We start from the raw sequence: 20,379 nt of genomic DNA on the forward strand, positions 1-20,379 counted from the left end.
ATAAAAGAAAAATGGGGAATAAAAAAGAAATGGAAAAATAGGGAGATATTCTAAACTCCCTCAAAGCATTTGTCCATGTGTTCCTTGCTGAGTTTCCGGGTTAGAAGGCTCACCACCACTGTTACCACCAGGGCAATTGGTAGTGCGATCACTATGGGGTCCACAGTTGGCCAGGGAAGAGCAGTAGTGAGTACTGCCTTTCCAGTGAGTGCCTTAGCTATACCCAAAGCTTCAGCGGATTTTTTGTATTCAAATACCAGCCAGAATAAGCTGATGAGTGTTCCCACCACCAGTCCCGATATGGCACCGGCCTTGGTACAGCCCTTCCAGAAAAGGGCAAATACATACATGGAAAGGAATGCCGCGGCAGTAATGGAGAACCACATGGAAGTTCCCACCGCTATTATGTTGGTGGGTAGAATGAAGCCCATAATAACCGCAATAACCATAGCAATGGCAATTCCCAGCCGGGCAATGTATACCGAAGCATATCCTCCTGCTTTGTTGGTCAGGGTCTCATAGATATCCCTTCCCAGAGCAGTTCCCTGGGTGTGAATCTGGGCACTGAGGGTGGACATGGCCGCCGATAACAGGGTGATCATAAATAGATAGGCAAACCATAATGGCATGGCTGCAGTGATAAATGCTGGTATAATTGAATCTGCATTACCATTAACAACCTGCATGGCCAGTTTTCCAGCGGTTTCGAAGAAATACACGTTGGATAAGGCCCCCACAATGAAAGCAGTTCCAGTCATCAGGAGGATGAAAATTCCACCAATTAAAACTGCCCGGTTAAGTTCCCGGTTGGATTTGACAGTCATGAACCGGACCACGAGCTGTGGCTGTGACAAAACTCCTATGCCCACTCCCAAGATCAGTGTACTGACCAATGTCCACCAGAAGGGGCTTCCCAGGGCAGGCATGGACGTCCACCCCGTGAATCCTGTGGCAGTAGCCGCTGCCGTGGCCTTGGCTGGCACCACATTCACCAGATTGGTGAGAGCCTGGTTGGCATCGGTGACTCCACCCAGCATCCAGTAGGTGGCCACCAGAAGGATGAACATCCCCACAAACATTATGGTACCCTGCAGAGCATCAGTGTACATCACACCCCTTATTCCTCCGAAGATAACGTACAGGGCCACAATTACTGCCAGTACAACGAGAGCAATGTTATAATCGATACTGAGTGTTGTTTCTGCAAACCGGGCCATACCAATCAGAACCACCGATGCGTACAGTGTCATTCCAAAAAATATGACTAGTCCACTGAAATACTGTATAAATCTACTATCAAAACGTTTAGATAAAAATTCAGGGAAGGTAAGGGCTCCTAAATTGTGCCCCATTTTCCGGGTGCGTTTTCCAAAGAATACAAAAGCAATAAAAATACCTACCAGTATGTTCAAGAATGTGAGCCATAACAGTCCCATTCCATAAACTCCGGCTGTCCCCCCAAAACCGACAATTGCCGCGGTGCTGATGAAGGTAGCCCCATAACTCAAGGCCATTACAAATGGATGGGTTTCCCTTCCTGCCACCATGTAGTCATCGGCAGTTTTGGTTCGCCTCCAGGCCACGTAACCTACGTAACCTGTTAATAATAAGTATATTATAACAACAATACTTAATATCAGCAAATCATTCATTTAATCCACAACCTATATTTTCATTAGGCCCCTATTCATCGTATTCGTCCCAAAGGCCCAGTTCTTTTTCTTCCATTTCCTTTTCTTTCTCGTGCCATTCCACTTCTTCTTTTACCTGTAATTCTTCATCTTCGCCGCCTTTATTCCAATTCAAAATTCCGTAAACTACACATAAAAGAGTCACTAGAATGCATCCAATATAGGCACCCCATATCCAGGGGTCATTTATCCCCAAAACCAATTTCTCACCTCCTTAACAATGTTAATTCCAATTATTTATCATTATAATTAATGATACTTTTAATATTTTTGGCCATTATCCCCCTAACCAAACACAGAATTCTTTTTAAAATGATTAAACAGGAGTGCATAGTTCCTTTACTCAAATAATAAACATCCCGTAGGGGGATTATTCTTAGCCAAATCTTCATATTCTCACGATAAGTTATATTTTTACATCTTTTAGGAGGATATTTCCCTTTTAATCCCCGAATAAAAGATAGTTAGAAAAAAGATAGTTAGAAAAAACGAAGGATCTAAAAAAATACTTCGACTAATTCAGATTACCCTCCCCCCGGTATTATACAATTTTAGATCACATCTAGTCTGATTAATTGGAAGTATCTTCCACTGTAGACTGTGGTTCCGGACTCTGCAATCTCCAATGACTGATTACCAGCACCAGAGCCTATTTTATTTCCCATAACTCCTTGAGTCTGATTAAAACCATCACCCGTACCCCCTTGTTGTTGCATGTTGTTGCTGAAGGTGTTATTATCCGGGGGCATATTACCCGGGCCACCAGCAAAGGAAGTCAGATTTCCCCCCGGCACACCGGTACTGTTATTCCCCAGATGGTGATCATTCCGGTTAAGTGGATTGGAGTTTGAAGATCCTCCGGTATTCACTGATATCTGGTCCCAGGAATTTGGCAAAAAGGAAGGTCCGTATGGTAAGAGTAAGCTTAACTCATAATGGCTGTCCATACCATTTCCAACATTATTGAACGAGTTTGATCTTGTAGTAGGAGGATTATTGGCGGAATTACTGTGATCCACCGTTGAATTTCCTGGATTTAACGTTGAATTAGTGGAAAATGCCTTGGTGCCCTGCCCGGCAGATGTTTGATTGTTCGCTGAATTTACAGAATAAACTGTGCTGTTTTTGTAATTTCCCTGAACTCCATTAATGTTTTCCACAACCGTAATATTGGCGTCATCACCTAAAACATACTCAATCCAATATTTGGTCTGCATATCCGAAGCTAAAATGATAGTACTTCCGTTAGTTGTATTAAAATAACTGGCCTTAAGCTCCACCAGCTCATTGTACTGCTCGTTAGTTATGGTGGGGCCTAAACTATTAAATGATTGTGAAGCAGTGCAAAAACTGGAAAAAGCGAATATCAGGGCAATCCCCGCCACTAAAAGAAGGGTGGGAAGTTTTTTCTCCGGGTATCTGGCTAAAAATTCTGTTTCTATGAATTTAAGTCCCAGGGGAACCAGTAACCCAATGGGTAAAAAAGCAATTAACAGGAATCGGGACTGATAATCTGAGGCAGGTATGACCACCAATATTACTAGAGCTGCTGCTAAAGAAAGATAACTCCCTGCTAAAAGCGTGTTAGGATTGATTTTGAGTGCAGAGGTAGATGTACTTGGTATTTTTCCCTTTAAACCCCGATAGAATATGATAAGGGAAGCAACAACTCCCATTAAATAGGGCAAACTGCAGAAAATCAGGCCATTAACCGGGTTACTAACTCCCCCTGCACTGGTAGTGGTGGATGAAAAGTTAAGAAATGATAAAACAGTCCCGTATTTAGTGTACATGACCGGATATACAAAGAATAGGGCAACAAAACAGGCCCCGACCAGAACCGTGAATAATCCTAAAATTTTCAGATCAAAATGAGGTAATTCACGTGTTTTATAGGTCTTCAAGAGAATACTGAAAATTAATAGTGCAAAAAACAGAGCCACCGCCAGGGCTCCGGTATAAATGTGAGTTAAAAGATTTGCACCCAACAGGAGGACAGTGATAATCCCATATTTCTTCCAATCCTGAATATTTTCAAACCATTTAATGGCAAAATAAAGGAATAGGGAAAGAAATAGAATCCCCACCAGATTCTGCATGAAGTTGGTAATTAGGGAGAAATAATTTACATTCACCGTTATCAGAAATGCACTTAAGAGTGCAGGTACCTTGGAACCAAGAATTTTTCCATTCTTTTTCCTAACATAGCTTTCTGTAATAAAATATGCAGGAAAAGCAAGTAGCGACCCTATAAAGGCCATGCCTATTTTAATTCCTAAAAATGAGTTTCCAGATATGAGCACGAAGGGCGTGAGTAAATAATATGCCAGTGGAGGGTCGTTACTCAGGGGAACCCCCTGTTGCAGTATATTGAGGACCTGGATATCGTAAAAGGCACCATCGATACCATAGGATAAAGAGTAACGTGTTAGAATGAATAGATCAAGGGCAAAGGAGAATACGAAGATGGTTATCAATAGGATTAGCCAGTATTTCCTTTTAAGAAATTCAATGAGGTTAATTTTTGTAGGGATTTTAACCTTAGAGTTTGCAATGTCCATAATATTCTCCTTTTTTTAAATTGGGAAATAGTGTTTAAATTTAAATAGTCATCGTGATGAGTTTTTAGGGCTCCAAATTAAGCGATGAAGCGTTTTAATATGCCAAGAATGTTTGGAGCCCTATTATAACCAATGAAATGGTTATCCTGATTGATTAGTGGCCCATAATATCATCTGGACCAGTAGGGGTGTGTCTTGGGGATCGAGTTCGGGGTGGGAACCACTTAAGATCACCCGGCCAGAACCGTAATTTTCTCCGGTAATTGCTGAATATCCTTGGTAACCAGTTCCATTATCAGTGTAAGTGGCAAAGGAAATTGCACTGGAACTGGTGGTGTACATAACCGGACCGTTCTGGTGATGGAGACTTGTTTTGGATGAATCCAGCAGGGTGCTCCCGGAAGATGTGGGTGAAACTGAAACCAAACCATCGTAAACCACGTTAACCGTGTTTACATGGGAAGCAAGACCCCATCCTGAGTAAAGTCCATCCACACTGTTTGATCCGGCATAAGCACCAGCACATATACCTAAGTATCCATTTCCTTCGCTTACGAATTGTTTAATGGCATCTTCATTAATACTGGTACTGGAAATGTAAGTTGCCGAGTTTCCTCCTGGCATTATCAGAATATCATATCCTGACAGGGTGTTGGAGTTAATGGTACTGGCAGTATCATAATCAAAGTAACTCCCACTGGAAAGATTTTCCGTGTTACTTTCATCCAGGCAGGCTTCTATACCGGCAACACTCTCTTCCATGGAACCTTCACCATCAAATATCAAAACTTTAACCACAGAAACTTTATTAGTGGTGTTAACCGCTATTTTTTCCGAATCCCCCGGTAGTCCTACCACCAGGGTGACAGCCGACAACAGGAGTAGGGTTAGTGAAACTGAAACCAGTAGTCTGGTTTTACTTATAAAAATGCCTTTTATTATGATTCCTTTAATTAAATAACCTCCGGCATGATTTATGCCACTATCTTGGTTATTTATCTAAAATTACCAAATAAAAGTAAATTTTCCCATAATTCGCCATGTTTTACCAGTTCTATACCATTCACACCCAATTCACACCCAATTCTCAAGAGATGAGTTTAAAAAAATCCGGTTTAAATTAAAAAAAAATCTATTTAGGGATGTGAAAAATCTTAATTAAATGGGACGGGAGAAAGAATCCTATTTAAGGATGAAATTCTGTTAAGTGAGTGATAAAATTCGAATAATTTCCAGTTTCAAAAAAAGATTTATTAAAAATGGTGAAATAGATCAAAAGGTTAGCTACAAATTAACGGTTTAAACTTAAAATCTATTTCCAGCTTATTTTTAAGAGTGCGCTGAGGGAGATCAGCTGACATATATTGATCAGCATCAGGGAATAACCATCACCCACTCCTCCCGAAGGTCCAGGTGGTGGAGGGGGTGCCAGAAATCCCATGGAAAGCAGATTCTGGATTAACAGGAAAAACCCAAATATCAGGAGTCCAATGGTATATTCTGATTTCCATTTCCGGTAGTTTTTCCAGTAAATAGAAAGTAAAATTACTATTATTGATATGTTTGCCAGAGCAATTGCCACACCAAGATATCTAAATATCATTATCCAATCCATTCCCGATCCCACCTATTCTTTTTCCGATTCCTTCCAGATTTTTTTGAATGAATCATAATTCTTTTCCATGGTAGCAGAAAGCATGTAAACTGTTCCGTAATGGCCTTCACCACAGGCCGTTACTATATTATTTTTTATAAGCACGTTCAGATGATGTTTAACAGTTTTATAATCCAATTTAAGGCATTTAGCAAGTTGATTCGCATTATAAGGTCGTGAATTTAATTCATCAATTATTCTGGCTCGGTTTATCCCCCCACGAGTCCCTGCCACCAGCCACCAGAGTAAACCTTCCATATTAATCACTATATTATTTACATGCTCAATTTTAAGATCCCGCTGACAATAACATCCCTCACTTTGTCTTAGGAATAGATTGTTTTAATGAATAGATAAATCTCTGGAAACTACTCGTTAAACAGGTTTATCATTTTCATGGAATAAAAAATTATTTTCAGGGGGAATAAATTCAATTAGTGTTTAACACCATAGGTTTTATAATCAAAGGATTTATACTTAATTAAGTCCATTTTCTAAAAAATACTGGAAATGATCAAAATTTTATATGTAAATGATGGAATTTTCATGGATTGAAATTTATGAGGATTTCCAGGTTTTTGCCCATAACTAAATGGGCTCAGGAATATAATCGGGACTGGTTACGCCCAGATATTATTGCCGGAATTACGGTCGGTGCCTTTGTAATTCCAGAATCCATAGCATTTGTTTCACTGGCTAATTTACCTCCCGAGGTGGGATTATATTCAGCAATGGTGGCCTTGCTGGTTTACGCCATCTTTGGAACTTCACGTCAGTTATCTGTGGGGCCTCTTTCCACCCTTTCCATACTGGTGGGATCCACTCTAGGGGCTTTGATGATTCCTAATGCAAACCAGTATGCACTTATAGCCTCTCTGGTGGCAGTTATATCTGGAGTCCTGGCACTGCTAGCCTGGGGCTTGAGATTAGGATTCATAGTTAAATTCATATCTAAACCTGTTTTAACCGGTTTTCTAGCAGGTATATCATTATTCATAATATCAGGACAACTGCCTAAACTGTTTGGTATAGCTGGGGGAACTGGTAACTTTTTTGAACGTTTGTACTTTCTGGTGATGCACATCCACCAGACTAATTTCCCTACTCTCATTTTGGGTATGGGTGGAATCCTGTTTTTATATTTAGCCAGTAAAAAATTCCCCAAACTTCCCAACACTCTGTTTCTGGTTTTAGGATCAATAGTACTGGTTACTGTAGCCAATTTAACATCTCTGGGAGTGGACGTGGTAGGGCACATCCCTCAGGGATTACCATCTCTTATAATTCCCGATCCTGCACTTTTGGATGTAAATATTTTAGTTACTCTGGCAGCCACCGTATTTTTGATAAGTTTCATGGAGGGGTATCTGTTCGCCACGGAATATGCTGCTAAAAACAGGTACAAAATTGATAAAAATCAGGAACTCCTGGCTTTAGGCATGTCCAATATAGCAGTGGGTATTTTTCAGGGTTTACCCGTAGCTGGTTCCTTATCCCGTACTGCGGTGAATGATGAAAGTGGAGCCAAAAGCCAACTGGCCAGTATTGTCTCCGGATTAGTTATCATGCTGGTTCTGGTATTTTTTACCGGTATCTTCACCAACTTGCCCCAAGCCATACTGGCGGCAATTGTACTCTTTGTAATCAAGAATCTGGTGGATATTCCCCACTTCAGAAGTATATACCACTTCAGTAAAATTGAATTCATCATTGCCCTGGTAACTCTGTTATTTGTGCTCTTCTTCGGGGCACTGGAAGGTATTGTTATTGGAGTGATATTATCGGTGGTAGGGCTGATTAATAAAATGTACAATCCCCATATTGCGGTTTTAGGAAAAATGCCCGGCAAAGATCAGTTTTTGGATATCAGGAGGCGTCCGGAAGCAGAGATGATTCCCGAAGTGCTTATAGTTCGGGTGGATGGATCTCAAATATTTCTGAATACTGAGGACATAAAGAATAAAATTTTAGAACTAATTGAAAATGATTATAAAGATACTAAACTATTAATCTTGGATTTTGAGGCAACATCCTTCATTGATCACTCCAGTGCAGAGATGTTAGAGGATCTCTATGATGAATTGAAGTTGAGGGGAATTGAAATTAAAGCAGCTAATATTTACGGTCCCCTAAGGGACTCCATCCAGAAAACGAAACTGGAAGAAGAAATTGTAGAAGGACTTGTTTCCCTAACCATAGAAGATTGTATTGAGCTTTGGGAAAAGGAAAATATTAAGGAATGAGTTGAATTTGATTGGATTTAAAGATTAAGCTAGTTGTTATTTGGTATTTATATTCGGGGGTTTTTGGTCAAGCTAAGCCAATTCATCAATCTTCAGTAGATTTTTGAAAATTAGCAAGCAACAATAGAAGATTGAATCCCTTTTTGGTAATCATATAATCTCCTCTTTCGTGTCTTTGCATGATTAGATCGTTTTCCAGGAGCTTCTGGAGGTGAAACAAGAGATTACCACCGCGAAGTCCGGTGAACTCGGAAAGAGTGGAAAAGCTACGGGTTTGTGAGGCCATGTATTTCATTATTTGCAGTCTCTGCCGGTTGGATAACGGCTCCAATACATTTTTAACGATTTTTTCTTCATCAATAACCGCTATTTCAGTCTTTGTTTCATCATTAAAACTGTATATTTGTAAGGAGTCCATAATGTTTAGTTGCTTTTCAAAGAGGGAGTTAACTTCCTGAAAACATGTATCGCAGTTATCACCGGAGACTTTTCCCCTTATTTGATTTAATTCATCCCTTTTTTGAGCTATGGTCCCCCCTGAAATATGTCCCTGCTGGATGTTCTTGGAGTTTTCCTCCAAATAAGCAGTGAAGACTGATTTACAGGTGTCCCTCATAGGGCAGGGATCCACCATCCCCTGTTCCAGACCCTTTTCAATATCATCAGATAAGTAGACGGTAATTGAGTCTATAAAATCTTTTCTTAAATTGGCCATCATCAAATCCAGATATTCTTGATTGGTTCTTTCCATCAAACGTTTTATATCACGGTGTATGGCCTCTAACTTGGCAGGAGTATCGTAGTTTGTTGAATCTTTCAGGTTATTCACACGTTCCATAGTTTATATTATGGGGAAGGGATCCGGATAAAAGTTTCTCTTTTAACCTTTAGGGTCAGATTTGTGTAGAAGAAACGTTAGTACATTTTAATGACGGTTTAGTATATATTTCTAATTAACTATAGTTATAAGTGTAATTACACGGAGATGATAAAATGGGAGTAAAAGAAGAAATACACGCACAAATAGTAGGAGCCCTGGCTGGAGCAAGTTTTCCCCTGGCCACGCCTGAGGAACTCTTATCCGCATTTCCAGATGGAGCAGAAACTACTTGTAAATCAGGAGATGTTGAACTTAAAGCTGGCGACGCCGGAGGAGTTTTAACCCCAGATGATTTTCCATTTAAGTCAGCTAAAGATGTTGCCGACGTTATAGTAGAAAGAACAGGGTTATAAAACCCTTACCTTTTTTTAATTTATATCCATTAACAATCCTACTTTTATTCAATCCACCCCCTAAACACCTAACCCTGGTTTACAGGAATTTCCCCTTATTGTATTAACCTTGAAGATCATAATATCACTCATGACAGAAATTTCCAACCAGGAGACAGCTGTACTGGGTCTTCTCTACGAGCATCATCATTACGCCTACCGGATCAGGGAAATAATGGAAAAAAGGAGAATGGATAACTGGGCAGATGTGGATTATTCCACCCTACCCCCCATCCTTAAAAGCCTGGAAAAGGAGGGATTGATCCGACACCAATATAGGAATGAAGGGAAAAAAGGACCTGAAAAAGTTTACCACATAACTGAAAAGGGCAAATCCACATTTAAAAGGCAAATTAAAGCTATTTTATCTGAAAAAGGAACTATAATCTATTCTTTTGACCTGGGACTGGCAAACATGACTTCCTTAAACCAGGAAGAAATTATTCAAAGTCTAAAACTTTATTTAAAGTCTATTGAAGAACGTATTCATGTTTTAAGCTATTCCCTTAAGATACAGGAAGAAAACAACGTGCCCTACAACTTCATAGCTATCTACAGTAGAAACTTAAGTATTTTGAAGGCTGAGAAAGATTGGGTAATTAAGTTCATGGATAAAATCCAGGTCAAGGGGAAATAATCACTGATTTTGGTCAGGAGTCTAGTCAAAACATAATAAGTATTAACCTAAAGGAATAATTAATTACACAGCCTCTATAACAAAATATTAAATGGGCCTATGCAGCTCAAATGGGTGAAAATAGCCTAGTAAAAAACCAATTCCATACCACTAGTGAAATCCTAGCTTCTTCTAGCCAAAAAACGACTAATACCGTGAACCTATTCTTTGCCCATATAGTTGAAATCCTAAAAATGAAAATGGGAGAGAAAGGTATGAATAATTTAGAGAAAACTGGAAGTTATACTAAGGGTGATAGGGTAGACGCGGAGATTGGAAATAAAAAAACTGATTCCCAAGGGTCAGCAGTTTGCGGAGCAAAGATGGATGCTGCACAAGCCTACGCCCATATTCCCCAACTGTTAAAGAAAGTTATTGATGACGGAGATGTTGAAGCCTGGCAATCCATTGTAAAAAGGATCGATTATATTTACCAACATGTTGATTATTCCCTGGTTTCCCTGGATAAAGAGACAGATTTTATTCAAACGGTTAAGTCAGAGGTCCAATCAGGAAAAAAACTACTTTTCAAACCTAACCTGGTAGGCCCCCAAGTAATTGACCATATTACCCATGGTGAAGGTCTGGGCGCGCCCATCTGTACTGATTGGTCAGTAATAGCTGCTTTGATGCGCTGGTTCCACGATGAACTTGACATTGATTATCACCAGATGGCCTTAGGTGAAGCTTCCACTTCTTCTCTTTTAATGGCTACAATAGGTAGTCAATATGCTGGAAGAACCATCACCTCTGAGGCTATATTTGAAGGAAGATCCGGAGACTTCTATGGGGGTTGGGGATTCTACTTCGTGCGCCAGTACCTAAAAGAACACCATCCTGCATCCCACACTGATGATCCCCTGAATGGATATGAGGATAGTGTGGTCGGGAACTATTTCCCACCAGGGAAAGCTGGAAACAGGCTGATGATCTACGACTTAAATAAACTCAAAGATCCCACTCGTGGCCGTACCGTACCGGTTCCCGAAGGAGCCAACTACTCAGAAATCACCCTTCACAAATTAATCATTGGGGGCGATCCGGAAAATGCCGAAGATCTTACATTTTATCCAGGGTGTGTCCTGATTAACGTTCCCAAAATGAAAATTCACGCCCAGGACCTCCTTACTAATGCCATTAAAAATCTGGGCATAGGTCTTTATCCCACCCAGTGTCCTTCCAGTACTGATCCTGAAAATAAATCCTGGAAATATGCCATGCCCTCCTCAGATACTCCCAGTTACAAGGGTAAACTACCCCACATGCCCTGGGTGGTGGAGATTGATGAAAAAACCAGTTTACCTAAGAAAGATGAGAAGGGGGAATACATTTTAACCAAAACCCGTGGAATGCCCGGAACTCAGGCCGATGTTATCCGGGCGGTGCAGGAGGAGGGTGTTTTCATGGTGCATATTTCGGATTCTATTGACATGATCAACCTCAACCATAACCCCGAAGGAATTGCCGTTAGAATCCCTGAAGGGTATATCTGGTCCTCCCTGGACTGTGTTGCCCTGGACCAGTTATGCGCCAATTACTGTTTCAAAACCATTCCCATGTCCCAGGGGATGGAACTTAAAGAGAAGAACAACTGGAATACAGAATTCGTTCACCAGGTCCCGGTGGCCACCATTGAAGGAAAAAACATTGTGACCATTGAAGGACTGGACTCTCCTCTTTTCAGGTATAATCTGTACAGTTACGGGGAAAAAAGGGGAATGGGGCAACAACATTACTATGTTACTGGTTGGGATAGTGTCACTGGCACCCCCTTAGCATCTCTGGACGGCCATCTGGGTAGAATTGAAAAAACCAGATTCATTGAACTGATAACCGGCAACATGTATTATAATCCCAGCTGCATGCTCTGGGATATGCAGAAGACTCTTTTAAGCTATGCTGAAGCCCATGATAAGTTAACTGGCTCCTCCATTTACCAGGATTTCATGGAGGGATTTGATGAAAATGGTGATGGGGTAATTGATTACGATGAAACCGGAACCAAGGGATTCGACACTCATCTATTTTTAATAATGTCCGATGCACTGGATATCCAGTTAAGCGGAAACTACGGAATGCTCAAGGGGAATTTCTATAACGCAGTAAATACAGGTAAACATAGCAATAAAAAATGGAATCCTGACGGCCATGACTTTGCCCGGGAGATCACCTTGATGAGTATTGCCAACCATGCCTATGAGATGTCCAAAAATGAAACCATGAATCCAGATCCATTTGTATCAGGAATGGAATGGGGACAGGGCCGTTGGCCCAGCTGGGAGTTTGCAAAATGGGCCATGTACTCCAGTATGCTGTACGGCGCACCCTCACCAGAACAGGTGAGTATTAACTCCCTTTATGGGTTAGCATTCTGTTATGCAGATAAAACCGAAAATAATGGTAAATACACCGGTAGTGTTGATCAGATGAAATCCGATCCCCAGGCCCTGCACAGCTACTTTTTAGCACTGGCCGCCGGGGCAGATCCCCTGAGTTTTACCTTCTACGTGCCATCGGGCTACGGAACTCTGGAAAATCTGAACATACCCAATGTAGAAGAGACCAGTGATCCGGAGAAGATTTTAACTGCCGAATTTAACCACGGAAAAGAGAAATGGTAAAAAAAAGAACAAAGGGGACACTTTTATCCCCCATTTATTTTTAATTTTTAAAAGATTAATAATTTTTAAAAAATTAAGTATCGGTGCGGTTAAAGGTTCCATTTTCCGGTGGGAAAGTGAAGGTTACGTTTACCTGGTGAGCTGAGCCATCGTGGAAATCTGTGAAATTGAAATAATGGTTATTTGTTGGATCTTCAAATGTGGTATTGCTCCAATGTTTTAAATCAAAAGCTTGGCCATTATTCCCATAATGACAAATTAAAGTGTTACTATCCGTAGTTATGTTTATCAGGCCAAATATATTACTGGAATATTCACCAGTATAGGCACTTAGAGGTTGTGGATTGGGTACGTATGTATCCGGAAGATCAGACTTCCAGGTGGCATCAATTGAACTTTTCTTGGAAATCCAGGGATCATAATTTTCATTGCCGTTTAGTAACTCCCTGAATTTAGCATTTAAGCTGACTTTAAAACCTTCGGCATATTTTCCTCCATTGCTTAGTATAACTATGCCTATATCTTTTGAATTGTAGATGGTAACCTGGCTGAAAAATGCATCACTATCTCCATCATGGAATATTGTGCCATTGGAAATTGCCCAACCATACCCGTACATTGAAGTGTTTTTATTGCTAGTGTATATTTTCCCGGTGCGTGTTCCATCTAATTCCTCTTTAGAAACGATTTGCACGCCATTATATTCACCAGTGTCGGCAATTTGGAATTTTAACCAGTTAACCATTTCATTTATGGACACCGCCATACTACCAGAAGGCCCTATGGGGTCGGGAATAATATCATACGCTTTCATGGTTCCGTTTTTAAGGAGTTTGTAGGGAGTTACATGATTACTGGAGCTAATGAAATCATAGTAGCTGGTGGTGGCCGTGGTCATTCCCAGGGGATCCAGGAGATCCTCTTTTATTAAGTCTTTCCATTCAGTATTAGCCACCCTGGCAGCACAGTAACCGGGCAAGGCATAAACCATACTGTTATACATATACGTTGAACGGAATTGGGTGGTATTCTCTAGGTAACGGAGTTTATAAAGGGCCACATCATACGAGTCATTAAAATAGGTGGGGAAATCATTTCCACTTTCAGGCCCCAATCCACTACGATGGATCAGGCAATCATGGATGGTTATTTGTTCAGTAGCTTCGTCACTGTATAACTGGAATTCATCCGGGTAGGAATAGTAATCAGTTATAGGATCCTTCCAGTTCATTAACCCTTTATCCACTAATTGAGCAATATTTGTTGCTGCAAACTGTTTAGTGATGGAACAAATTCCAAATAGGGTATTTTCATCCACTGGTTCCTTTGATTCTAAATCTTTAACTCCTAAACAGTTCATGTACAGTATTTTATCATTTTGAACAATCACTACCGCCATGCCCGGTATCAATGATTGGTTGTAATTGGCATTGATGTACTGATCAAATAAGCTAATTATATGTTCCATCGGATCCGGAGAAGGTTCCGGACCAGGTGAAGGATTCACCGATGATGAAGATGGACTATAAGCCCCGGAGAAGGGAATGAGAGATAATGATGTTGTCGGAGAAAAGATATAATTAGGGGAATTAGTATTGTTTTCAGTTTGGTTAACCGAACCAACCATACCATTAGCTGGCGAATTATCTGATTTTAAAGGATTGAAAACTAAAAAAGCACCGGCAACTACCACAATCAAAAAACCCAGAACTATTCCCGACAAAACTTTATTATCCACCAACTAACCCCCCTAATAACTATATGATTGTTAGTAATTAACCATATATATATTAAAATAGGAGTTTAAAAAAGTAACTCTAAACTTAAACCGAAGGTATTAAACCTATAACGCAAGGCATTGCCGTTTCTTATTGGAATAAAAATTATAGAGGAAGAATTATTATAAAATGTATTTTCAACCGGAATATTGAGCTTGGAATGAAAAGGCAAGATGAATATTTAATCAATTAAGACAATCCATTTAAATCATTAATTATCCCAGTCCATGATAAAACAAGTGTCTTATAATCCCATAAGGTCTTATATTTTAATCATTAGAACTTTTTAAATCATTGAAACCTGAATTTTTTTATACCATGCAAATTGTTTTATTTATGAAAATTAATAAAATAACTTGAGTATTATCTGTTTAGACCCTGGAAATTAATTTTAAACCTGGAGAATAAATTACTAGGGAGATTAACGGGAAAAAATTAATAAAAAAAATCTTATTTATCAGGAGTGATTGAAATTAAAGACGATAATAAGGTTGAAAAAACTGAAATCGACGAAAAACATTCCAGTGCTATTCTTAATTCTATTTTTGAAGGTCCAGAGAATATAATCGCCTTTTCGCTGGACCAAAACTACCAATATATCTTCTTCAACCAGACACACAGTCAGACCATGAAAAATATTTGGGGGGCTGATATTGAGATTGGTAAAAGCATAATGGACTACATCTCCTACCCTGAAGACCGTGAAAAAGCTAAAGAGAACTTCGACAGGGCGCTATCTGGTGAAAACTTCATAATCATTGAAGAATACGGGAAAGAAAGTCTCAGCCGTAATTACTGGGAAAACGTATACAACCCTATCCAGTCTGATAAAAAAATAATAGGTATTAACGTGTTCTGTATCGACATAACTGAACGACAAGAAGCTGAAAACGCATTAAAGCTAAGCCAAATCCAACTTGAAAACGCCATGGACCTGGCAAAGTTGGCCAACTGGGAATTCAATATATCAGATAAAACTTTTACCTTAAATGATAGATTCTACTCCATTTTAGGTACCACTGCTGAAAAGGAAGGTGGTTATCGAATTACATTGGATGCCTATTTACAGAAATATGTACATCCAGATGATGCTCGACCAATAGGGGAACTGATAGAATCAGCCTTACAGGAGCGTAGATTAATCTTTGGCAAGGAGATACATCATAGAGTGGTCCGCAATGATGGAAAAATCAGGCACGTAGCCATTGTGATCAGAGTAACTCTTCCCACCAAAAAAAGTAATGTCCATGTTTACGGAACAGTTCAGGATGTCACTGAACGTACAAAAGTTGAAGAAAAACTTAAAAAATCATTAACCGAAAAAGAAGTTCTTATAAAAGAAATACACCACCGGGTTAAGAATAATCTCATGGTAATATCCAGTCTTTTAAACCTCCAATCCCAGTACATTAAAGATGAAGAAGCCCTGGATATTTTCAGGGAAAGTCAAAACCGGGCTCGTTCAATGGCACTCATACACGAACGTCTTTATCAATCCCCTGACCTTAAACGGATAGACTTTGGGGATTATATTCAGACTCTGTCTAATGATCTGTTCCACAGCTGCATCACCGACTTCAGTCGGGTTAAACTGAATATAAATGTGGAAAATTTAATGGTGGACATTAACACCACCGTGCCTCTTGGCCTTATTGTCAATGAACTGGTTACTAATTCCATGAAACACGGATTGGCAGGGAAAGCTGAGGGTGAGATCAATATAGGCTTCCATAAAAAGGGTGATGAATTCGTGCTGGTAGTGGAGGATACTGGTGTTGGATTCCCAGATGATGTTGACTTTAGGAATACATCCACACTAGGTTTACAGTTGGTGAATAATCTAACCACCCAAATCAATGGGAAAATAGAATTAAACAGAGATAACGGAACTAAATTTACAATTACCTTTAAAGAACAATACACCTAGACAGAATTACTATTTTATCTGGTAAAACAGTAAATTGTTTCAAATGAAATAATAGAGGATCAAGTGTTGAATTAACGTGTATTTTCATCATATCTCCAATTGCAGCTACTTTTCCTAGTAAGTTTTCCTCACTGCCATTAAGATCTTAATTACTATTTATTCAAAAACATAATAATAAATCATAATTACCAGTAATATAGATGAATAGGAGATTCTATGACTACAGAAGTTATGGACAAACAAAAACTAAAAAAAGAATTGTTATTATTCTTGATTATTACGTTTACCGCAACTATATTGATTACATTTGTTATTTATTTCATTTCAGGCCCCATATCCCGTTCACCATCCACACTGTGGTACACGTCACTTCAGGTTTGTATGCTGATACCGGCCAGTGCTGCCCTATTCTGTATGTTCTACTTCCAATCACCATCCCTCACCAGGGAAACAAAGATTGTATTCGCATTCTTCCTGATTTACGTTATTCTATTCTGCTTTGAAAGTTATGTTAAACCAATTTTAGGAACCGTGGGAATGCCTATGGTTGCCTTACAACCGACTTCTGTGAAAATACCACTGGTTTCCATGATTGTTGCCTTTACCGGAATTTTAACGGTAATCATCTTGAACTTGAAAAAAAAATGGAGGGACGACCTGGAACCGGCAAAACTCTTCTGGGGAAGAAATTTAAAAAATTATCTGATTATACCCCTAATCCTCATATTAATAACCTTTTTCAGTTTCATTTTAAATTATCTTCTGGGATTGGGCCTTCCCAGTAAAGAATTTAACCTTTACCTTTTCTTTAGCACTTTATTACCCAGTCTTATCCTTTCCTTCCTGGTATTATGGCCAAATTACTTTGGTGAAGAGTATGGGTGGAGAGTGTACCTCCAGGACAGGTTATTGCCATTATTAGGGGGTTACAAAGGAGTTTTACTGCTGGGAGTCATCTGGGGCCTGTGGCATGCCCCCCTGATTCTGGTGGGACTCAATTTCCCGGGACAACCCGTACTGGGAACTGTTCTGATGATCATTTCCACCGTTATAATGGGTATTATTTTCAGTTACACGGTTTTAAAAACCGGAAGTATCTGGATAGCAGTTTTACTGCATCTGATTCTTGATACAATTTATCCCGTAGCCCAGTATTATATTGCCACACCATTTAATCCCGTATTCTCATTCGGTACTGGAATTTATGGTTTTACACTACTAGCTGTGTTGGCAGTTATTTTATTAAGGTCCCGAGTCTGGAAGAGTAGTGAAAACTTGGAATGAGTGATTTGCCCTTATTAATCAGGAAATGATTTTAGAACTCATAACCCGGCCAGCACCAGCAGACAAAGTGCCAGTAGTTTAATTTTTCCAGAATTTTTAACTTTCTGTTAACTTTATGAACGCCGTTATAATAAGATATAATGTAACAGAAAGTGGACAACCAGGACTGAGTCCAAATTTTGAACTTATTGTCCTTTAAAAATCATACCTGAAAGAAGAAAGTATAGAAATTGATATATGGGATTATTTAAAGATTAATATTTAATATTATCGAGGGGGGATCGATATTATTAATCAAAATTTAAATTGGGGACAATTAAAGAAGGAACTTTTGGTTTTTTTAATTATTACCTTTGCCGCGACTTATCTTCTTCAATTTGTTGTTTTTATGTTTGGTTTAAAATCTGTTTCAGGGACAGATATGCTGATTCCGGCAACAGTGGCCATAATGTGCATGTTCATCTTTAAATCTAAAGCTTTAACCCGGGAAACCAAGATTATTTTCGCGTTCTTTTTGGTTTATACAATATTATATTTCTTTGAAGGATATGTAAGCCCCATTATGGGGAGTTTAGGCGGTACCTTACCTCTCCTTTCCTCTATTATTGCAATTTTGGGACTGATTACTGCAATAATATTAAACTTGAAAAAGAAGTGGAGAAAAGGACTTAAACCCGCCAAATTATTCATTGGAAAAAATCTTAAATTCTATATCATTATACCCGTGATCTATTTTGTTCTGCTCTTTGTAAGTCTAATTCTTAACTATGTTTTTGGTTTAGGAGTTCCTGGAAAAGAATTTAACCTGACCACATACTTCATGTCCTTTATAACTCTTACAATTATGTATGGACTATTGTTTTGGCCTACATTTTTTGGAGAAGAATTCGGATGGAGAGTGTACCTCCAGGACAGATTATTCTACCTTTTTGGAGGATATAAAGGCGTTTTAATACTAGGAATAATATGGGGAGTATGGCATAGTGTGGACTATCATACTAGGAATGAATTATCCTGGACAACCAGTACTCGGAAATATAGCAATGATATTCGGTACAATAATAATGGGAATTATTTTCAGTTATGCTGTATTAAAGACTGGAAGCGTCTGGATAGCAGTATTATTGCACCTAATTACCGATGTTGCAGGAGGACCAGCAGCTAACATGTTCATAGCAACACCATTAGACTCCGTATTTTCATTTGGCCCTGGAATCTATGGTATGGCAATCATGGCCCTATTTGCACTAATACTATTAAAATCCAACCTCTGGAAAAAGGAGAACATACCAAAACCTAGTACTTGAAAAAAAATATCTAAAAAAAATAAATGAAAAGGATAATAACTATTATCCTGCAGGTTTATCCGTCTTACTTACCCTTAGATCAGGTAATCTATCCCTCAACATCCAGAATATAATGGCAAACACCAGCATCACCAGTAAAGTGATTATTCCAGACTCTCCTACATAGTAGGATATCATATCCCCACCAGCTAACGGTGCGAACACTTTTTGAGTGACGTAATTATCTATTCCGTGTAATATTACTGCCGGCCATAAACTACCAGATTTCATGGTCAACCATGCTAAAACGAAGCTAAAAGTTATCACTCCCATGAAAAAAATGGGTAAAGACCACCATAATGGTGTTTCAGCTACATATAAACCCATTATGGTCATGGGAAAATGCCAGAGGGCCCATATTATACCACTTATAAGTGCCACCCAGGTAAAAGTGGTTAATTTAGCCAGTTGAGGTACTAAGAAACCTCTCCATCCGATTTCTTCACCTAATCCTAAAAATATGCTGAAAAGTGGAGTTACCGTATAAAAAATAATGGTGGTGTGCCAGTCCCCAGTATAGGTTCCCAGGCCTAACAACCATAATATGCCATAAGTAATGATATTAGTCAAAAAAGGGAAGAGGAAAGCTATGGCCAGGTATTTGACTTTTCCTGGCCCCCAACCAAAGTCCCGGACACTCCTGAAAAATATGAATGCCGTAACCAGGGCGGCAATACCCGGCGTCCACATAAGCATTATATTTTTAATGGCCCCATTTAATAAAAACCAGGATATGGAGCTTAAGGCAAAAGTGAGTAGCACAAAAACAACAATCGACTTTTTAATCATTGAAATTGACGCATTATCTGTCATATTTTGTTATTTATTACTAACTAATATTTATTGGTTAGGATTATTGATTATTATTTTATTGGACAGTATAGTTAAGTAGCGCTTCGAATCAAGTAGTTATCTGCCTTACATGGAACAAACGTGCACATTAACTTGCAAAAAAAGGTTTCCTCATCAAGATCTTAAAAAAAAAATTAAGAGAATTAAACACTTTTTTATGGTGTTAAACTGTTCTTATACCGTGCTATGCGTCCCTTGGTAATGGATAAAAACGCCAGGAAGGCCCCACTAATGCAATATCGGATTATAATCTCGTCCCATTTTTACCACCATTATAAATGAATCTATCATTTTAGTTAAATTTCCATCTAACTATCAATTGTTATCAGAATCAACAAAATAGGAGTTGCGATTTAAAAGAAATAGAAAAGAATATCTAACAATAAAAGTTAAGCTTTAAATGTTTGATTTTTAACATATTTAAGTTTATAATAAGCTAACTCCACGGCTCTGTCAAAAACTTGGGGGTTAAAT

General features: G+C 39.0%; 17 protein-coding genes. 8 read left to right on the forward strand and 9 right to left on the reverse strand.

Annotated features, from left to right (window positions below; genetic code table 11):
• Positions 1-50: 50 nt before the first annotated feature.
• The 6 genes from QC759_RS07935 to QC759_RS07960 all read right to left on the reverse strand — a co-directional run bounded on the left by QC759_RS07935 (position 51) and on the right by QC759_RS07960 (position 6,164).
• The gene (locus tag QC759_RS07935; protein WP_048072143.1) at positions 51-1,652 is read right to left on the reverse strand and encodes a sodium:solute symporter family protein; all 1,602 of its coding nucleotides are present in this window, start codon (positions 1,650-1,652) and stop codon (positions 51-53) included.
• Between the two features lie 31 nt (positions 1,653-1,683).
• Positions 1,684-1,893: a symporter small accessory protein gene (locus tag QC759_RS07940; protein WP_048072144.1), complete on the reverse strand. Its 210-nt coding sequence runs from the start codon at positions 1,891-1,893 to the stop codon at positions 1,684-1,686.
• A gap of 349 nt (positions 1,894-2,242) precedes the next feature.
• A complete protein-coding gene (locus tag QC759_RS07945) occupies positions 2,243-4,252 on the reverse strand; it encodes a glycosyltransferase family 39 protein (RefSeq protein ID WP_048072145.1) in 2,010 nt (669 codons plus the stop codon).
• A 141-nt stretch (positions 4,253-4,393) separates the two neighbouring features.
• A complete protein-coding gene (locus QC759_RS07950) occupies positions 4,394-5,110 on the reverse strand; it encodes a BPL-N domain-containing protein (protein WP_243687493.1) in 717 nt (238 codons plus the stop codon).
• A gap of 454 nt (positions 5,111-5,564) precedes the next feature.
• Positions 5,565-5,867 (reverse strand): DUF8036 family membrane protein, encoded by a 303-nt coding sequence (locus tag QC759_RS07955; protein ID WP_231553468.1) that lies wholly within the window; start codon positions 5,865-5,867, stop codon positions 5,565-5,567.
• A gap of 12 nt (positions 5,868-5,879) precedes the next feature.
• Complete coding sequence (locus QC759_RS07960; protein WP_048072147.1) at positions 5,880-6,164, reverse strand: ArsR/SmtB family transcription factor; 285 nt, start codon at positions 6,162-6,164, stop codon at positions 5,880-5,882.
• Between the two features lie 302 nt (positions 6,165-6,466).
• On the opposite strand from QC759_RS07960, the gene QC759_RS07965 reads away from it, so the two are divergent.
• The gene (locus QC759_RS07965; RefSeq protein WP_048072148.1) at positions 6,467-8,149 is read left to right on the forward strand and encodes a SulP family inorganic anion transporter; all 1,683 of its coding nucleotides are present in this window, start codon (positions 6,467-6,469) and stop codon (positions 8,147-8,149) included.
• 85 nt (positions 8,150-8,234) lie between these two features.
• Here QC759_RS07965 and QC759_RS07970 read toward each other — a convergent pair whose 3' ends face one another.
• The gene (locus QC759_RS07970; RefSeq protein WP_048072149.1) at positions 8,235-8,987 is read right to left on the reverse strand and encodes a winged helix-turn-helix domain-containing protein; all 753 of its coding nucleotides are present in this window, start codon (positions 8,985-8,987) and stop codon (positions 8,235-8,237) included.
• Positions 8,988-9,142: 155 nt separating this feature from the next.
• Between QC759_RS07970 and QC759_RS07975 the strand changes: the two genes are divergently transcribed.
• The 3 genes from QC759_RS07975 (at position 9,143) to QC759_RS07985 (ending at position 12,718) form a co-directional block, all read left to right on the forward strand.
• Complete coding sequence (locus QC759_RS07975; RefSeq protein WP_048072150.1) at positions 9,143-9,382, forward strand: MTH865 family protein; 240 nt, start codon at positions 9,143-9,145, stop codon at positions 9,380-9,382.
• A 130-nt stretch (positions 9,383-9,512) separates the two neighbouring features.
• Entirely contained in the window at positions 9,513-10,058 is a 546-nt protein-coding gene (locus QC759_RS07980) for a PadR family transcriptional regulator (RefSeq protein WP_048072151.1), read from the forward strand.
• Between the two features lie 254 nt (positions 10,059-10,312).
• Positions 10,313-12,718: a DUF362 domain-containing protein gene (locus QC759_RS07985; protein WP_276699531.1), complete on the forward strand. Its 2,406-nt coding sequence runs from the start codon at positions 10,313-10,315 to the stop codon at positions 12,716-12,718.
• A gap of 73 nt (positions 12,719-12,791) precedes the next feature.
• Here QC759_RS07985 and QC759_RS07990 read toward each other — a convergent pair whose 3' ends face one another.
• Positions 12,792-14,456, reverse strand: coding sequence for a serine hydrolase (locus QC759_RS07990; protein WP_144405520.1), 1,665 nt, complete (start codon positions 14,454-14,456; stop codon positions 12,792-12,794).
• A 503-nt stretch (positions 14,457-14,959) separates the two neighbouring features.
• Between QC759_RS07990 and QC759_RS07995 the strand changes: the two genes are divergently transcribed.
• The 4 genes from QC759_RS07995 to QC759_RS12265 all read left to right on the forward strand — a co-directional run bounded on the left by QC759_RS07995 (position 14,960) and on the right by QC759_RS12265 (position 19,014).
• Positions 14,960-16,423, forward strand: coding sequence for a sensor histidine kinase (locus QC759_RS07995; RefSeq protein WP_052659953.1), 1,464 nt, complete (start codon positions 14,960-14,962; stop codon positions 16,421-16,423).
• 216 nt (positions 16,424-16,639) lie between these two features.
• Positions 16,640-17,707, forward strand: a complete 1,068-nt coding sequence (locus QC759_RS08000) for a CPBP family intramembrane glutamic endopeptidase (protein WP_048072153.1) — start codon at positions 16,640-16,642, stop codon at positions 17,705-17,707.
• A gap of 388 nt (positions 17,708-18,095) precedes the next feature.
• Positions 18,096-18,872: a CPBP family intramembrane glutamic endopeptidase gene (locus tag QC759_RS08005; RefSeq protein WP_144405521.1), complete on the forward strand. Its 777-nt coding sequence runs from the start codon at positions 18,096-18,098 to the stop codon at positions 18,870-18,872.
• A complete protein-coding gene (locus QC759_RS12265; protein ID WP_371855504.1) occupies positions 18,754-19,014 on the forward strand; it encodes a CPBP family intramembrane glutamic endopeptidase in 261 nt (86 codons plus the stop codon). Before QC759_RS08005 ends, QC759_RS12265 begins: the two co-directional genes overlap by 119 nt.
• A 42-nt stretch (positions 19,015-19,056) precedes the next feature.
• Here the strand turns inward: QC759_RS12265 and QC759_RS08015 are convergent, their stop codons facing one another.
• Complete coding sequence (locus QC759_RS08015; protein WP_276699533.1) at positions 19,057-19,749, reverse strand: CPBP family intramembrane glutamic endopeptidase; 693 nt, start codon at positions 19,747-19,749, stop codon at positions 19,057-19,059.
• Between the last annotated feature and the right edge of the window lie 630 nt (positions 19,750-20,379).

The organism is Methanobacterium formicicum, from assembly GCF_029848115.1.
GTDB lineage: Archaea > Methanobacteriota > Methanobacteria > Methanobacteriales > Methanobacteriaceae > Methanobacterium > Methanobacterium formicicum.

Excerpts from the sequence above, each read along its gene's own strand:
- QC759_RS07960 (WP_048072147.1), bottom strand. The coding sequence starts at position 6,164 with ATGGAAGGTTTACTCTGGTGGCTGGTGGCAGGGACTCGTGGGGGGATA.
- QC759_RS08015 (WP_276699533.1), bottom strand. The coding sequence starts at position 19,749 with ATGCTTATGTGGACGCCGGGTATTGCCGCCCTGGTTACGGCATTCATA.
- QC759_RS07945 (WP_048072145.1), bottom strand. The coding sequence starts at position 4,252 with ATGGACATTGCAAACTCTAAGGTTAAAATCCCTACAAAAATTAACCTC.
- QC759_RS07975 (WP_048072150.1), top strand. The coding sequence starts at position 9,143 with ATGGGAGTAAAAGAAGAAATACACGCACAAATAGTAGGAGCCCTGGCT.
- QC759_RS07985 (WP_276699531.1), top strand. The coding sequence starts at position 10,313 with ATGAATAATTTAGAGAAAACTGGAAGTTATACTAAGGGTGATAGGGTA.
- QC759_RS07970 (WP_048072149.1), bottom strand. The coding sequence starts at position 8,987 with ATGGAACGTGTGAATAACCTGAAAGATTCAACAAACTACGATACTCCT.
- QC759_RS08000 (WP_048072153.1), top strand. The coding sequence starts at position 16,640 with ATGACTACAGAAGTTATGGACAAACAAAAACTAAAAAAAGAATTGTTA.
- QC759_RS07955 (WP_231553468.1), bottom strand. The coding sequence starts at position 5,867 with ATGGATTGGATAATGATATTTAGATATCTTGGTGTGGCAATTGCTCTG.
- QC759_RS07935 (WP_048072143.1), bottom strand. The coding sequence starts at position 1,652 with ATGAATGATTTGCTGATATTAAGTATTGTTGTTATAATATACTTATTA.
- QC759_RS07965 (WP_048072148.1), top strand. The coding sequence starts at position 6,467 with ATGAGGATTTCCAGGTTTTTGCCCATAACTAAATGGGCTCAGGAATAT.
- QC759_RS08005 (WP_144405521.1), top strand. The coding sequence starts at position 18,096 with ATGTTTGGTTTAAAATCTGTTTCAGGGACAGATATGCTGATTCCGGCA.
- QC759_RS07980 (WP_048072151.1), top strand. The coding sequence starts at position 9,513 with ATGACAGAAATTTCCAACCAGGAGACAGCTGTACTGGGTCTTCTCTAC.